The following is a 16,435-nucleotide window of genomic DNA, read 5'->3' as shown; positions in this document are numbered from 1 at the left end:
TTCATATAAGGTTCGAATCCTTTCTATGTAAAAGGAATATTTTTTGATTATTCTAAAAATTTAATTGAATTATCACATGAGAACGCTTTTTTGTCAATATAGTTTCGTGGTTCTTCTTTAAAATAGGCTATTCATATGTCTATACTCCTATCTATTTCATTTTGCACATAAAAAATACGCTATTCTTTAATTAAAGAATAGCGTATTTTCCTCATTTTTTATTCCGCATTAACGGGCAGCCCGATTGGTGAGGGCTACTAATCAGTGGGGAATGAACAAAACCCCCACTGAATAAAGTTTCACTTTATTTCTTTATTGCATTATACAAAAACTGCGCGTATTGTTCACGTGTTACGAAATTATCTCCTAAAAAATTCCCTTCCCCGTCGCCTTTTGATATTTTATTATCCACTAAAGCTTTCACATATCCTTTCGCCCAATGGCCATTTGGTACATCTTTAAAATTCTCTGCACTATTTTCATTTTCTTTTAACTGAAATACTCTTTGTAGTACTACTGACATTTCATATCGAGTTAATACTCCATCCGGACGGAACATACCATTTCCATAGCCTGTCATAATTCCAGCTTGAACCACTGCATCAATAGCCGTTTCATACATATTTCCTTTCGTATCTATAAATGCCGTTTTTTGTTCTAGATTATTTTCTAATTTTAAATACCTTTGTATTAGAAGTGCTACTTGTCCACGAGTAATGTTATCACCAAATCCAAATTCACCATTTCCATAGCCTATAAATAATTTTTCTTTCGCTAAGTAATTAATTGCTTCTTCTGACCAATGTCCCTTTGGTACATCTTTAAATTCTACCACTTCTGTTTTCTCATCTTCTTTAGATGTATTACCGTCTTTACTTTCTACTACATTTTGAATAACAGATCCTGTAAAGAAGATTCCTGTATCCGCGAATGGATCTTTCACACCAAATTCATATACTTTCTCACCTGGTGTACTCCATTTCACTACACCATTACTATACGTACCATTATCGCTCTTCAGACGGATTTTCGTAGAAATCTCACCATCTTTTTCATATATAGGTACTTTTACTTCTTTATTTACTTCTGTTTCCTCTAAAAATACTTTTTGATTTTGGACATTAATATAAGCCGTCTTACTTAGTTCTATAACTGGTCGGACATCACGGATTTCATTTGCAACAAAACTTAGAAATACTAATTTTTTTAAATTACTAACTGGTGATAAGTCTGAAATATAATTCGCTTCTAAATCAAGCTTTTGTAAGTTTACTAAACTTGATAATGGAGTAATATCCTTTAACTCATTGTTAGGTAAGTGTAATTGTTTTAACTGTGTCATCTTACTTAGAGGAGTAACATCTTTTATTTCATTTTTCCCGATCCACAATTCTTCTAATTGCTTCATTTGCTCAATGCCGGATAAATCTTTAACTTTATTACGTGTTAATACTAAGTCTGTTAAAGGTAATGAATATAACGCTTTAATATCTTCAATTTGATTACCTGCTAAAGTTAAGTATGTTACATTTTTCAAAGCGCTTAATGGAGCAACGTTCGTAATTTTATTATTTGCTAAATTCAAGTAATCTAGTTGTTCCATTTTCGCTAATGCTGTTACATCTTCTATTTGGTTGCCTGATAGATATAAACTTTTTACATTTTTCATTTCAGTTAGTGGTGCAACGTTTGTAATTTTATTATTACTTAAATCAAGAGATTCTAAATTATCCATCTTAACAAGTGGCGTTACATCTGCAAATTCATTACCACGCAAAGCTAAATGATTTAATTGCTTTAAGTTCGCAAAGAACGACGGGTCTTTTATCTTCGCATTCGCAACTGTTAAAGATTTTAAATTTGGCATATATTTTAATGCACTATAATCAAGTATCTCATTTGTATTTAAAAATAAATCCTTTACTTGTAATAACTCTTCTTTCGTAATTGGTGTATTTAAATCTTTTCTATTAAATACTTTTTTATTCACAAGTTCTCTTAATTTGTTATCTGTTATCATATTTTGATTATCAACTGGATTATCCGTTTCCGTATTTCCTGAATTAGAGTTATCATCTGGTTTCTCTGTTTCTTTGTTACCTACAGTTGGATCTTTAATTTCAAATTGAACTTGATATTTGTGATCATATCCAATAGCTGGAATAAGTATATGCATTTGCATATTGTGCTTCTTCTCAAACTCGCCAATTTCAAATTGAACTACCTTCGTTCCATTCTTCCTCTTATCTTCTGACAAAACCTTCACATCATGAAATACACCAGGCTGGTTTTTATCTTCTATTCTAAGATATTGAAAATAATCGCTATCTTGCATTGTTACAGTGACAATTTTTTTGCCAGCTGCAATCGTTACTTTAGGATCTTTTATATATTGAGAAACCATAGATGGCTCATCTTTTTGGTCCTTATATATTTTAATCTCAGTATCATACGTGCGATCACTCGCTGCTGCTACCGATTGATTTGCTTCAACTTTTAATGCCGCTAATGCTGGAGTAGAATACGTAGCAAATGGAATTGCTAATGTTGTCGCTACTACTAGCGCCTTCATATAATTTTTTTTCAAAATAATATCCCCTATCATATACAATTTTTATAATTGATAATATTTATCAATTACCCACAAATAAATGATAATGAATATCATTATCATTGTCAATGAGAATATTACATTAAATTTATATTTTTAAAGATAAAAAATAAAAAGCCCTTTATTCAAAGGGCTTTTTTACCTATCGTATGAAGAATTTCACTTTTTTCCTTCTCATTGATGACACCAATTTTTTGCAAAATATTCGCGTACAATACAAGTTTATTATATATTCGTTCTGACATGTTCTCCCTTCTTTCCTTCGACCAACTTTTTTTGTATTGGTAAATTATATGAAAGAGATGAGAAAATGTGTCCACTTTTTGCATAAATGCAAATCTTTTATTTTACGATTTGCAGACAATAAAACTCCCTCCTAAAAATTAGGCGGGAGTTTAGGTACTTTCACTTTATTTAACAAACTGTCCACTGAATATTATGCTTCATAAGTTCTTCTTCAAAACTATATGGCATTTTTTTATCACAAATTACATGTTGAATACGTGAAAATGCTGCTATACGATAATTCCCTTTCACGCCTACCTTCGTATGATCACATAAAATATATGTCTTCTCAGCTAATTTCATCATCGCCTCTGACAATTTCGCTTTCTCTAATTCAAAGCTGGAAACTCCAAAACTAGGTAATAACCCATCAATCGAAACGAACGCTTTATGAAAATGGAATTGCTGTATTACTTGCTGAGAAATAGACCCTGATACACGCGAATGCTTTGGAGATACTTTTCCACCTATAAATAAAACTTCACCGTGAAACATCTTTTTATTAATAGAAGAAATTAATTGTGTTGCGACTGGAAATGAACTTGTTACAATCGTTAAGTTTTTACGATGAACAAGGTATGGAACCATTTGAAGCGGTGTACTTCCATCATCAATTGCAATGACATCACCATCTTCTACAAATGTCGCTGCTTTATAACCAATTCTTTTCTTCTCTTCTATATGTAGCATTTCTCTTTCTAACATTGGCGCCTCTACCCCAGCGCCTGGAAGTTGAACAGCTCCACCATACACTTTTTTCAGCTTCTTTTCACGATCTAATTCTTCTAAATATCGACGAATCGTTTCTGTTGATACAGCAAATTCTCTCGCTAATTCTGAAACCTTTACTTTTCCTTTAAATTCTACCTTTTCAAGAATGGTTCGCTTTCTTTCTTCTCCTACTACAGACATAGATTCACCTCATTTATATCTCCCTCATAAGCTTCCTTACTTATACAAAGTTATAATTTTCTTTGTAAGTAGAAACTTCTTCATGAATATGAATACCGCGCTTTGCTAGTTCATCAAAAATTAATTGTGGATTTTCAAAAGCTTCTTCAGGCGTAACAACACCCACCCTACTTACATTTCCAGTTGCAATTAACTCTGCAGCAATCCCAAATGGAATACCGACGTTTCTCGTATACGCCCTTAATTTTTCCCATCCTACAACAGAACCATCAGATAACGGATGTGTATGATATAACACATGTCTTTGCTTCTCATTATTTTTCATACCTATTACTTCTACATGAAGTGCATAACCATAAAGCTCTGTTTCTTGTCCTTCTTTCGATTGCAATAAATACTGCGAAATACAATCCATAATGCCTATTTCTTTCCCGTTTATTTCAATCTGATCATTACGCAATATGCCGTAATCATATAAAGCACGTACAAGTTGCATATTTTGCTTCGGCCAAGTTCCTCTCGTCTCTATCAGTTTGACACCTTTATTTTCTAGTGCCTTTGCTAACGTAATCGTTTCAGAATGCGGAATGATATACTGCGTTTCCTTACCATAAGGCGCTGGCAATTCTATTTCTCTCGGACGCGCAAACGGAAGTACTTGTTTAAATTCACCATCTTCATACACTGTACGCGATGGTAAATGTGGATCATATTCATATGTCGTTGTCTCTGTAATTGAAGCAGAAAAAGCAATCGGACGATACGAACCGTGACTTACGCGGACAGACTCTACAGTATCCAGTTGATTTGCTGCATGCATTGCCATCATTTGCGTTACACCTGGCGTCATACCAAACCCAGGCAAACATGTTTTTTCATTTTGAACAAATATAGCATGCGATTCATTTTCTTCACCAAATCCATTTAAGTTCACACCATGACAGCCTGCTTCTGCAATACAGCGAGTCGACAATCCATTTAGCTTTATCGTCGTACCGTCCATTACAATGTCATAACCTTTCATTTTTGCAACCGTATCCTCGTGATTTGTTACATCTACTTTTACAAAATCAACACGAGGATCGTTGAGCCATTCTACTACTTTACGGCCCTCTTCCTCGTTAAAATCGGCTACAGTAATCGTCTCAAAAGATGAAAATTGAACTAAATCCAAAATAGCTTCACGACAAATTTTACCTGCTCCACCTAAGCAAAATACTTTCACCCAATAACAACTCCTTTAGCAATACTATCAACTAAGCGATTAATATCTTCTTCATGTACATCACCGATATTTCCAATGCGGAACGTATCTACTTTCGAAATTTTCCCAGGGTAAATAACAAATCCATAACGCTTTAATTCGTTATATAACTGTTGAAACTCAAACCCCTCTTTTGGATAAATGAAAGATGTAATAATAGGAGATTGATATTTCTTATCTACTAGTGGCTTAAATCCGATTTCTCCCATTCTATTCACTAGTAGTTTTTGATTGTTGTAATATCGATTGTAACGTGCTCTTACTCCACCTTCTTTTTCTAGCTCAAGTAGCGCTTGATAAAAAGCATGTACAACATGTGTAGGTGAAGTAAAACGCCATTTCCCATTTTGTTTTTCCATCGTTTCCCACTGATCATATAAATCAAGAGATAAAGAGCGTCCTTGCCCTTTACACTTCAATAATTCATCACGTTTTGCGATTACAAATCCGAATCCAGGAACCCCTTGAATACACTTATTTGCACTACTAATTAAAAAATCAATTTGTAAATCAGCAATGTCTATTTCAATCCCGCCGAAACTACTCATCGCATCAACAATTGTAACCTTTCCATACTGCTTTCCTAATTTACATACATCTACAATTGGATTTATAATGCCTGTCGTTGTTTCACAATGAACAACTGCAATATGCGTAATCTCTTTATCTTCTTCCAATAACTTTTCTACTTCTACAATATTAGTAGGTTCCCACTCTTCTGTTTGGCTGACCACTACATCAATCTGTAACATCTCTGCCATTTGTACAATGCGCTTACCGTACGCACCATTTGTACAAACGAGAAGCTTCCCATTTCCCGGAATAACAGAGCCAATTACTGCTTCAACTGAAAACGTACCGCTTCCTTGCATTAACACTGTTGTATATTTCTCTTCTTCCTTCGTCGCTAACGATACAAGTTTAGCTCTTACTTCTTGCACCATCGTATTATATTCAACATCCCACGTACACCAATCGTATAGCATAACTTCTTTTACTGATTTTGTTGTCGTTAATGGTCCTGGTGTTAATAATAAGTAGTGATTTTCATTCATGATCCCGTACCCCTTTTATGAAATAATAAGTTCTTGTTTCTCGATATGTTCCATTACGTTTTCAAGCTCCTGCATCGTTTCAATCGTAAAATGAGCCCCATTTTCAACAAACCGATTACGAACTATTTCTATTTTTTCACGAAGCTCTACCGAATCCATGCTCTCCACTTCCTCTTCCGTTAAACCGAGCTCACTACTTCCAAGAATTACACCAACTGTCCACATTCCAGCATTTCTCCCTTCTTTCATATCTGATACTGTGTCCCCTACTTTTATCATATGGTTCATCGGATACACACCAAGTTCCATTGCATTTTTATAGCACATCCATGGGTATGGGCGGCCTGCTGGCACATCATCTGGCGTAACAAGAAAATCAGGTTTATATCCTTGTAACGCTGCTTCCTTTGCTACAATTTCCATCATTTCTCTCGTATAGCCCGTTGTTGAACCGATTTTAATGCCTCTCTCACGTAAAGAAGCGATTACTTCTTTTACCTCATCAATCGGCGTAGCATAACTTGGTAAAATAGAAAAGAGAATTTCTTCAAACTCTTCATACATCTCATGAATGTCTGCTTCTGTTGGTAATTGACCGAAGACACGCTTCCACTCATCCGCAATACGAGGCATTTCTGTTAGTGCCCTTACATGATCTATTTTTAATAATCCCATTGGCTTACGTGCTTCTTCTGCTGTAATTTCAACGCCACGTTTTTGAAAAATCTTCATGAATACTTCTAGCGGTGCAAAACATCCGTAATCAACCGTCGTACCTGCCCAATCAAAAATAACTGCTTCAATTTTCATTCTGTCCATCACCCTTCTTACTTATCTTTTTTGCCATTGTGAAGTTCGGTTACGAAGTGCTTTCGTTCCCCATTCATATACAACTCTCACTACAATATTTGTAACAACAATAAGTACACTCATTGCAGCTGCTGGTGCTACATTTCCTGCATCATCCATATTTACGATTGATACGGCAGCTAGTTTAAAATCAGCTGCATATAGGAATACAACTGCCGATACAGTTACCATTGAATTTACGAAGTAGTACATTACCATTTCTAAAATTGCTGGTAAACACATTGGTACTGTTACTCGGAAGAATGTTTTATAAAACGGAATACCCATCGACTGCGAAACAAGCTCAAACTCTCGGTCTAATTTCTTTAAGGCAGTCGTTGCCGTGACAAATGTTACAGAATAAAAATGAATGATATTTACTAGTACTAATACAGCGATTGTTCCGTATAAAGAATGAAACGGATTCGTTACTGATAGTCCAAGAATTTGAATCGTTGGTTGACTAAAGAAAAAGACATATCCTAATCCGAGTACTAAACCTGGTATCGCTAACGGCACTATAGAGAAAAAGTAACCTGTTTTTCTGAAAAATTGTAGCTGGTCTATTTTCTCAATTGCATATGCGAATACAAATGTTAAAATCGCCCCAATAACTGCTGTAACTGCTGAAACAATTACGCTATTTTTAAATGCTTCAAGTCCATCTCCTGTTAAACTTGAAAAATTAAAATGCTCAAATGTAAAACTCATATTATATGGCCATACTTTCACACTTGCAGCAATACCAACTGCAACAAATAATAGAATGATCATAAGTGTAATCACACTACAATATATGAATGAGATTACATCTCTTTTCTTATTAGCTATTATTCTGTATGGTACTGCTTTTGAAGATAAGAAATTCGCCTGCTTTCTTTGCGTAATACGATCAACTACAAATGCGAATATAGCTGGGATTAATAAAATCATTCCGACAGTTGCACCCATCGGCATATTTTGCTGTCCAATTACTTGTTTGTATACGTCAGTAGCAAGCACATTATATTGACCACCAACAATTTTTGGTGCCCCAAAATCAGTAAAACTAAGTGTAAACACAACAAACATTGCACTAATTAATCCGTACTTTACACTAGGTAAAGTAACCGTGAAAAATTGCTTTGTTTTACTCGCCCCTAACATATTAGAAGCTTCATATAAACGATAATCAGATCCTTGGAAGGCAATTAGCAATATAAGAAAGGCTTGTGGAAATGTATACATAACTTCAGCTATTACAATTCCTACTGGTCCATATAAAGGGATTTGTATACCTTCAAATAAACCAAACATTCCTTTCGTTACTAGCCCTTGATTACCAAATAAATATGTAAGTGCTATACCGTGCATCATCGTTGGTGCGAACAATGGTAATAACGCTACATACTGAAATACACGCTTTCCAAAAACATTCGTACGGGCAATTGCATATGCGTAAACGAATGCGATTGCAACTGAAATAATTGTTGTTGCGCCAGAAATCCATACTGTATTTTGTAAAGACTGAACTAAAGTTGGTGTTGTGAAATATTTACTGAAATTCGCTAAACCAACGAAAACTCCATCTTTATTATAAAAAGCTTGTGTAAATAGTTGTAATAGCGGTAATACAAGTATGATAAGGAAAGAAAAAATCATAACGATAATTACGAGCCTTTGGATCCATTCCTCTTTCCCTATACTTCTCTTAATCTTTTTTTTCGTACTTTCTACCTTATAGTTTTCTAACATCTCCATCTATACAATGACCTTCTTTCCATATGACAACATATGATTTTCTGAGAAAGAGATTTGAATCGGCTTTCCTTTTCTAATAGCCGTTGCTTCTACTTCTGATGCTAATATATCCACTACAATTTTCTCATTATAAAGGTGTGTGTTTTCTTCTAAGACTCGCACTTCCGTCCGATATACAGATCCGCGAAATTCCATACTTTCCACAACTGTTTTAATACCGTCCTTTTGTACAATTGTTACATGTTCAGGACGAATTGCATGTTCTTCGTTATTTTTCGAAAAGAAATTAATAGAACCAATAAAATCTGCCACAAACGGATTGGCTGGTCTTTGATAAATCTCCTCTGGTGTTCCAATCTGCATAATTTCCGCATGATTCATTACAACAATTTTATCAGCCATCGTTAATGCCTCTTCTTGATCATGCGTTACCATAATCGTCGTTACTCCTATTTTCTCTTGCAAATCACGCATTTCCCTACGTAATTTTTCACGCACTTTTGCATCTAAAGCTGATAACGGCTCATCGAGTAACAAAATATCTGGAGACAGAGCGAGCGCACGTGCAAGTGCTACTCGCTGCTGTTGTCCACCAGACATTTGAGCAGGATATTTATCTTTTACATTCAGCAAATCTACAAGTTTTAACGCATCTAGCGCTTTCTCTTTCACTTCTGCTTTCCCATATTTTTTTGTCTTTAAGCCGTATTCAATATTTTCAAGTGCTGTTAAATTCGGAAATAAAGCATACGATTGGAAAACCATTCCGAAGTTTCTCTTTCCAGGAGGCAATGCTGTAATATCTTTTCCATTCACAGCTATACTGCCAGTCGTTGGTTCCTCTAGTCCCGCTAAAATGCGAAGCAACGTCGTTTTCCCACAGCCACTCGGGCCTAATAAACAAACAAACTCATTTTTGTTCACAGTAAAAGAAATATCTTTTAATGCTGTAAATGCATCAAACTGTTTTTGAATGTGTTGAATTGATAAATATTCGCTCATTTTTCTCTCTCCCACTCACTTACTTTTTCGGTTCTGCTTTTTGGCCAAACTCTTTTTCCCATTTTTCTAAAATTTTGTCACGATTTTCTGCTGCCCATTTAAAGTCATTCTTTTTATATAATTTTTCAGTAACATCTTTCGGGAATCCCTCTGGAAGTTTATAATCATTTTTAATTGTCGCAAATCCATTTTTCTCAAAGTATAACTTCATTACATCATCAGTAATTGCCCAATCTAAAAATGCTTGTGCTAATTTATCATTTTTCGCATTATCTTTCTTAATAAGTGCGTTCGCTTCTACTTCCCACCCTAATCCTTCTTTCGGCAGTACAACTTCAACTGGTGCACCTTTTTGTTTCTCTTTTAAAGCACTATAAACCATTGATACACCGACTGGATATTCACCTGCTCCTGCTAATTTCGCTGGTTTTGATCCTGAATGCGTATAACTTGCCATATTATCATGAAGTTTCTTCATGTAATCCCAGCCTTTATCTTCACCCATGATTTGTAGCCATGCAGAAACTGTTAAAAATCCTGTTCCAGATGATGCTGGATGTGGCATAACAAGTGTTCCTTTATACTCTGGTTTCGTTAAATCTTCATATGATTCTGGCATCGGTAAATTTTTCTTCTTTAACTCTTCTTTATTTACAGCAATCCCCGTCATAAATGCAGTATTTCCTACCCATTTTTCAGGTTGCTTATCATCTTTAAATTGTGGAAGAACACGATCTGCTCCTTTTGGAGAGTATCCTTTTAACATATCTTTTTTATCTAAAGCTAATAGACTTGATGCCGCAGTTCCCCATACAACATCTGCTTGTGTATTTTTCCCTTCAGCTAGCAATTTCGCAGTAATAACTCCTGTTGAATCACGTACAATGTTCAATTTCACATCAGGATATTTCTTTTTAAAGGAATCAAGATAAATTGGTACAAGCTCTTCTTCAATTGCTGTGTAAACAGTTAATGATCCAGATAATTTGTCATCTTTCACTTTCACTCCAGCACTTTCTTCCTTCTTTGCACCACACCCCATTAATAACGAAAATACCATTCCAGTCGCTACAGCTTTAAAGATTGTTTTTTTCACTGTTTCTCTCTCCTTTTACAAATCTTATGTACAACTCAAATATAAACAACTAGTGTAAAAGCAGTATTAAACCAACATTAATCTTTTGTTTGTTGTTTGTTTTTGTGTAATACGTTGCTACTTCTATGTTTTTTCGCATTTTTCTGCTAATAGAAAACACTAAATTTACAAATAATTAAAAAAACCTTTATAATCCCACAAAAAAATGAGGCGTTTGTAAAAAACGCCTCATTTTTATTTCCCTTTTTTTGAATTACGATTAGCATACTTTGCGCTATTTTCTCCTTCATACTCTAATGCAAATTCTGCATCTGGTAAGCTTTCTTTCGGAGTTTTATTATTATTGATTGCCGCATTTTGTTTCACTTTTCTTTTTACCAATACATTCACCTGCTCTCAAGAAATCACTTTCTACTCTAGTTTGAAACAACTTAAAATAATTATTACTGGCAAGTGTTAACAAGTACATAAGAGGCGTTAGATGGAAATACTACGTATGAAGAAATCATTATAAAAAGGAGCGATAATTTTGAAGAAAAAAGAAAAGATTCAATCACCAATTTTAGACGAAACGCTCCCGCATCAAATGAATTTTCCATCTTTTAAAGGAACAGGAAAAACGATGCAACAACCTTTTGTGAATCAATATGATGTTGTAATTGGAGACAGTAAATATAATTCCGAGAACAGTCCACTTAACAATTGGAGTGATAAAATAGATCCTGCCATTATGGCTGGCGATGAGTGGATCCATCCTACAAATGATATTGGGTGGATTTCAGAAGAAAATCAAGAGTTGCTAAAAAACGAAGCGGATAATAAAAATGAAGCTTTTATGCATCCACAATTTGGAATTAACGACTAAAAAACCATTCTACCTAACGTAGGTAGAATGGTTTCATACTATCCAATAATAATCCGCTCTTTCGGGTATTTATAGCGAGGTGGTTGTTCCCTTCCACCACTAGCTAAAATAAATGTTAAAATACCAACGCGTCCGATAAACATAAGCACAATAAGTACAAGTTTCCCAACAGTTGTTAAATCAGGCGTAACACCTGTTGATAGTCCCGTCGTTCCGAAAGCAGAACAAACTTCAACAATTAAGCTCATAAGCGGTACATTTTCCGTAATAGATAAAATGAATAGCGCAGTAGCACATAACAAAATCCCCATCGTCATAACGACAGATGCTTTCAGTACATCCTCTTCATGTAGCTGACGTTTGAAGACTCTAACTGTTCTACCACCCCTTGCAAAGGTATATAGTGACAATATACTAACAGCAAATGTTGTTGTACGTATTCCGCCCCCAACCGAACTTGGAGATGCCCCTATAAACATTAATATACTCATAAATAAAAGCGTCGGTTGTGACAATTCACGTATATCCATCGTAGCAAGTCCACCACTTCTCGTCGTCACAGATTGGAATAATGTATAAAATACAGTTTCATGCCATGACTTTCCTACTAAAAAATGATTTCTCTCCAGTAAAAAAATCATAATTGTACCAACAACAACGAGTGCAAAAAATGTTGTTGTCGTCAGTTTTGTAAATAATGAAAAACGGAATAATTGTTGGCTCCTTTTACTAAGGAATTGTTTCACTTCCATTAGCACAGGGAAACCAATCGCTCCTAAAATAATTAGTAACATATGAATCATTTGAACAATATAATCTTTTTTATAAGGAATTAATGATTGTCCTGTTAAATCAAATCCGCCGTTCGTAGTCGCACTAACAGCTGCAAAGAAACCGTGAAAATAAGCTTCTTTCCAAGTCGGAAAGTAAAGTAAAAATCTTGTACCTAATAGGATTGCTCCAATAAGTTCTATTGAAATAATTACAATCAAAATAGAACGCATCAATTCTACAAGACCCGATAAATTCCCTTGATTATGGTCTGCCATAATTAATCTTCTTCTTTGCAAACCAATCTTTTTCCCCGTAATGATCCAAACAAATGTACCAAGCGCCATAATTCCTAAGCCGCCTAATTGTAGAATAAGGGCTAAAACAATAATTCCTGCTGTAGTAAACGTATCTGAAATCGTAATAACAGACAGTCCCGTAACGCTTACCGCACTAACCGATGTAAAAAGCGCATCTATAAATGTCCATTTCACATCAGGCTTCGTAACAAACGGTAAACTAAGCAATATCACCGATACAACTACTGCTAACAAATAAAACAAAACGATGAGTTGTACAGGACGTAATTTTTGTAAAAACTTTTTTATATCTCTCATTCCATCACTTCGCTACCTTTTTTCTATCGATTAAATAAAGAAAAATCTTTACTTTCTTTATTTGTAAATAACTGCTCAAATAATTTGGCAAAGACCATTCCATATACAGTTCCATTACCTCCATACGGCAATGCGTAAAACAAATTATGTATCTTTTCGTCTTCTTTTAAAATGGGGAGACCATCATGAGTACCACCAAATGCGGCTGCCCAATAGTAGTCTGCCTGTATATTTTTATACTGCGGGAACATCTCTTTTACAATATTAATAAGGATATCACGCTTATGCAATAATTTCGTATCACCAATTGTTTGAATTTGCAGCGCTTCATCTAATCCGCCTACAATAATGCGGCTTCGATACGTTCGAAAATATAAGTAGGGCCGTGCCGTTTCCCAAATTAACGATCGCTCATGCCAGCCTTCAAACTGATCTATTTCATTTGTTACAATTGCATAAGAGGTGTCTACTGTTGTATTTTTTCTTTCTTTCTTTCCAAAAAGCGCTTCATAACCTGTCGCCATAATAATATTCTTTGCTACAATTTGATTTCCTATTTTCGTGTAACAAATTAAATCATTTTTACGTTTTTTTATATGTATTGCCTCTGTATGTTCATATATATTAGCTCCCATTTGATTTGCTTTATGCAAAAGACTGTGCGCTAATAAATACGGATTCACCTCGGCATCACCGTGTGTATATAATGCCGCTTGTTTTATGAAAGGATAACGTTTCTTAATATCAGATTCTGTAAAATACTCAACAGGAAATCCATAATTCTGTAACGTATTGTACTCCTCTTGTAAAAATGAGACATCCTCACTTTTACTTGCATAATATAAACTACTTCTCGGAATAAAATAGGGATCAATATCGAGAGTAGGTACCACTTTCTCCATTGTCCGTAACGCTTCGTAACACAGTTTATATGCTCGTACCCCTTTTTCTTCACCAAATGTATGGATAAGTGAGGTTAACGATTTATCATGAAGAAACTGTAATACACCTACATTTGCAAATGTACTACCACATGCAATTTCTCTTTTTTCAATAAGCATTACACTCATACCTATTTTCGCTAAAGAATACGCTATATGGGCACCTGCTTCGCCACTTCCGACTACAAGCACATCACATATCATATCACTTCCTAACGGTGGATAACAAGGTACTGAAACTCCTGTATTCCAAAACAACTTACCTGTCATAAGTTTCATAATTATACTCCTAAAATATAAATTTCTCCTTTCTATGTTTTGTTATTTTTCATAAAAAAATCCAACTAACATAGGCTAGTTGGATTTTTTATTTTTAATTAGAACGCTCTTCAAGCCAATTTCCAATCGTCGGATATGTTTGTTTTACAGCTGTTCCACCGTAAACGATAGACATATGCCCTGTTGGTAAACATACATATTGTTTATCTGTGCTAGAAATATGGTCTAGTAATGCTTCTACTTGACATGGCAAAGCGATATGATCACGTTTCCCGGAAATATTTAAGACATTCGCCTTAATATTTGCAAGATCTACCTTTTGTCCGCGAATAACGAGTTCACCCTTAACCAATTTATTATTTTGATAAAAATCACGAATCCACTGTCTGTATGATTCACCTGGGAACGGAATACCATCACCAACCCACTTTTGAACCAATCTCCAGCTTTCGACGAAGCGTTCATTCTCTGAACGATCTACTAGAGCAACATATGGACCAACAAAGTTCGTAATTGGCTTTAACATTTTGTTTCCGAAATCAATCATTTCTGGCGGAATATTTCCAAATGTATCAACCGCTTTATCTAAATTGAAGTATTTCTCATCTAATAAAGGACCATACAATCCTGTTTCAGAGAAATCAAAAGGACTTGTCATGAAAATTAAATTACGAATTGGCATGTGCGGATGAAGCGCTGCATAAATAGAAGTTAACGTTCCCCCCATGCAATAACCAAGTAAAGAAATCTCGTCCGATTTTGCAGTTCGCATTACTTTTTTTACTGCTTTTGCAATATAATCAAACACGAAATCATCAAATTTCAAATGACTATCTTCTAAACCAAATGTGCCCCAATCAAGCATATATACATCAAAACCACGATCCACTAGATATTCCACTAAACTATTTCCAGGAGTTAAATCCATAATATATGGTTTATTAATAAGAGCATATATTAACAGAATTGGAACTCTTTGTGTTTTTTCTTGTTTTGGAATGTAGCGATAAAGCTTCGTCTTATTCTTCGTCCAAATAACCTCTTTCGGCGTTAATCCGACTTGCGGCTCTGGTTCACGTAATAAAATTTCACTCGCCCTTTTCACTCGGCGGTATGCTTTTCGGTACTCTTCTGGGTATAGCTCTAATTGCTTTTCCCATTCTGTTGCGAATGTAGTCATTTTTCTATCTCCTTTTTGGTCGATTTCCTTCTTAAAAAAAAAGAAGTGCATTCCTGCTATGGATATGCACTTTTTTCTTACTTCATTACATATATAATCCGCCGTTAATGTTTAATTGTTGACCTGTGATATACGCACCGTCACGGCATAGGTATACTACACCTTTTGCAATTTCATCAGCTTGACCAAAACGTTTTTTCGGGATTTTTGCAACGATTTTTTGACGTACTTCTTCTGGTACTTCTGCTACCATTTCAGTATCAATAAATCCTGGGCAAATAGCATTTACAGTGACATTTGTTTTTGCAAGTTCTAACGCTAATGATTTTGTAAATCCTAACATACCCGCTTTTGCTGCTGAGTAGTTTGTTTGGCCAAATCCACCTGCTTGACCAATAATAGAAGAAATGCTAATAATTCTTCCTTCTTCTGCTTCCGTTATGTATGGAAGAACCGCACTTGTCGTATTAAATACGCTGCTTAAATTCACGTCAATTACGCGCTCCCAATCTTCACGATTTAACTTTTTGAATGTACGGTCTCTTGTAATACCAGCATTATTAACAAGAATATCAACTTTACCAAAATGATTCACAGTTTCTTCTACAAGTCGGTTTGCATCTTCTACTTTAGAAACATCCGCTTGCACTGCATAAACGTCATGTCCGTCTTTTCCTAATTCATTTACTAAATTTTCAGCTGCTTCTTTACTGCTATTATAGTTAATAACTACTTTCGCTCCCTCTTGTGCTAATGCTACTGTAATTGCTTTTCCAATTCCTTTTGCTCCACCTGTTACGATTGCTACTTTTCCATTTAATTGAACCATTTCTTTTCCCCCTTAAATGAATTTGTGAACGATTGTTATGAATCATTTTGGTACTCATACTATAGAGTCCATATATAATTATGTTTCGCTGTTTATACGTGAAAAGAGATTCTCCCTCTCTCTTTTATCTGTTATAAAC

The 16,435-nt window shown here is 35.0% G+C and carries 14 protein-coding genes; 1 reads left to right on the top strand and 13 read right to left on the bottom strand.

Translation table 11 applies throughout. The features are described 5' to 3' along the window. Positions 1-304: 304 nt before the first annotated feature. The 9 genes from MR112_RS00645 to MR112_RS00605 all read right to left on the bottom strand — a co-directional run bounded on the left by MR112_RS00645 (position 305) and on the right by MR112_RS00605 (position 11,195). On the bottom strand, positions 305-2,605 hold the full coding sequence (locus MR112_RS00645; protein ID WP_078386599.1) for an NEAT domain-containing leucine-rich repeat protein: 2,301 nt from the start codon (positions 2,603-2,605) through the stop codon (positions 305-307). Between the two features lie 420 nt (positions 2,606-3,025). Then, positions 3,026-3,808: a DeoR/GlpR family DNA-binding transcription regulator gene (locus MR112_RS00640; protein ID WP_000117666.1), complete on the bottom strand. Its 783-nt coding sequence runs from the start codon at positions 3,806-3,808 to the stop codon at positions 3,026-3,028. Between the two features lie 40 nt (positions 3,809-3,848). Next, entirely contained in the window at positions 3,849-5,033 is a 1,185-nt protein-coding gene (locus tag MR112_RS00635) for a saccharopine dehydrogenase family protein (RefSeq protein ID WP_000862163.1), read from the bottom strand. Beyond that, positions 5,030-6,127, bottom strand: a complete 1,098-nt coding sequence (gene phnW, locus MR112_RS00630) for a 2-aminoethylphosphonate--pyruvate transaminase (RefSeq protein ID WP_098771124.1) — start codon at positions 6,125-6,127, stop codon at positions 5,030-5,032. The genes MR112_RS00635 and phnW overlap by 4 nt, the downstream gene beginning before the upstream one ends. A 15-nt stretch (positions 6,128-6,142) precedes the next feature. Beyond that, positions 6,143-6,937, bottom strand: a complete 795-nt coding sequence (gene phnX, locus MR112_RS00625) for a phosphonoacetaldehyde hydrolase (RefSeq protein WP_000687399.1) — start codon at positions 6,935-6,937, stop codon at positions 6,143-6,145. A 21-nt stretch (positions 6,938-6,958) separates the two neighbouring features. Next, complete coding sequence (locus MR112_RS00620) at positions 6,959-8,716, bottom strand: putative 2-aminoethylphosphonate ABC transporter permease subunit (protein WP_000425532.1); 1,758 nt, start codon at positions 8,714-8,716, stop codon at positions 6,959-6,961. After that, the gene (locus tag MR112_RS00615; RefSeq protein ID WP_000006197.1) at positions 8,717-9,718 is read right to left on the bottom strand and encodes a putative 2-aminoethylphosphonate ABC transporter ATP-binding protein; all 1,002 of its coding nucleotides are present in this window, start codon (positions 9,716-9,718) and stop codon (positions 8,717-8,719) included. Positions 9,719-9,737: 19 nt separating this feature from the next. Next, a complete protein-coding gene (locus tag MR112_RS00610; RefSeq protein WP_242244717.1) occupies positions 9,738-10,814 on the bottom strand; it encodes a putative 2-aminoethylphosphonate ABC transporter substrate-binding protein in 1,077 nt (358 codons plus the stop codon). A gap of 234 nt (positions 10,815-11,048) precedes the next feature. After that, entirely contained in the window at positions 11,049-11,195 is a 147-nt protein-coding gene (locus MR112_RS00605; protein WP_000240798.1) for a hypothetical protein, read from the bottom strand. Between the two features lie 148 nt (positions 11,196-11,343). On the opposite strand from MR112_RS00605, the gene MR112_RS00600 reads away from it, so the two are divergent. Then, positions 11,344-11,679: a DUF3905 domain-containing protein gene (locus MR112_RS00600; protein ID WP_000726025.1), complete on the top strand. Its 336-nt coding sequence runs from the start codon at positions 11,344-11,346 to the stop codon at positions 11,677-11,679. 38 nt (positions 11,680-11,717) lie between these two features. On the opposite strand, the gene MR112_RS00595 is transcribed toward MR112_RS00600, so the two are convergent. From MR112_RS00595 to MR112_RS00580, 4 genes are all read right to left on the bottom strand, one after another. Next, positions 11,718-13,067, bottom strand: a complete 1,350-nt coding sequence (locus tag MR112_RS00595; RefSeq protein WP_242244716.1) for a TrkH family potassium uptake protein — start codon at positions 13,065-13,067, stop codon at positions 11,718-11,720. Positions 13,068-13,090: 23 nt separating this feature from the next. Continuing rightward, positions 13,091-14,287, bottom strand: a complete 1,197-nt coding sequence (locus MR112_RS00590) for an NAD(P)/FAD-dependent oxidoreductase (RefSeq protein WP_000772577.1) — start codon at positions 14,285-14,287, stop codon at positions 13,091-13,093. Positions 14,288-14,381: 94 nt separating this feature from the next. Continuing rightward, complete coding sequence (gene phaC, locus MR112_RS00585) at positions 14,382-15,467, bottom strand: class III poly(R)-hydroxyalkanoic acid synthase subunit PhaC (RefSeq protein WP_000206336.1); 1,086 nt, start codon at positions 15,465-15,467, stop codon at positions 14,382-14,384. An 85-nt stretch (positions 15,468-15,552) separates the two neighbouring features. Further along, entirely contained in the window at positions 15,553-16,296 is a 744-nt protein-coding gene (locus tag MR112_RS00580; protein ID WP_000250409.1) for an acetoacetyl-CoA reductase, read from the bottom strand. Positions 16,297-16,435: the final 139 nt, after the last annotated feature.

This window comes from Bacillus cereus group sp. BfR-BA-01330 (genome assembly GCF_022663885.1).
In the GTDB taxonomy this organism is placed as follows: Bacteria; Bacillota; Bacilli; order Bacillales; family Bacillaceae_G; genus Bacillus_A; species Bacillus_A cereus.
This window is presented reverse-complemented; position numbering and strand designations above follow the sequence as displayed.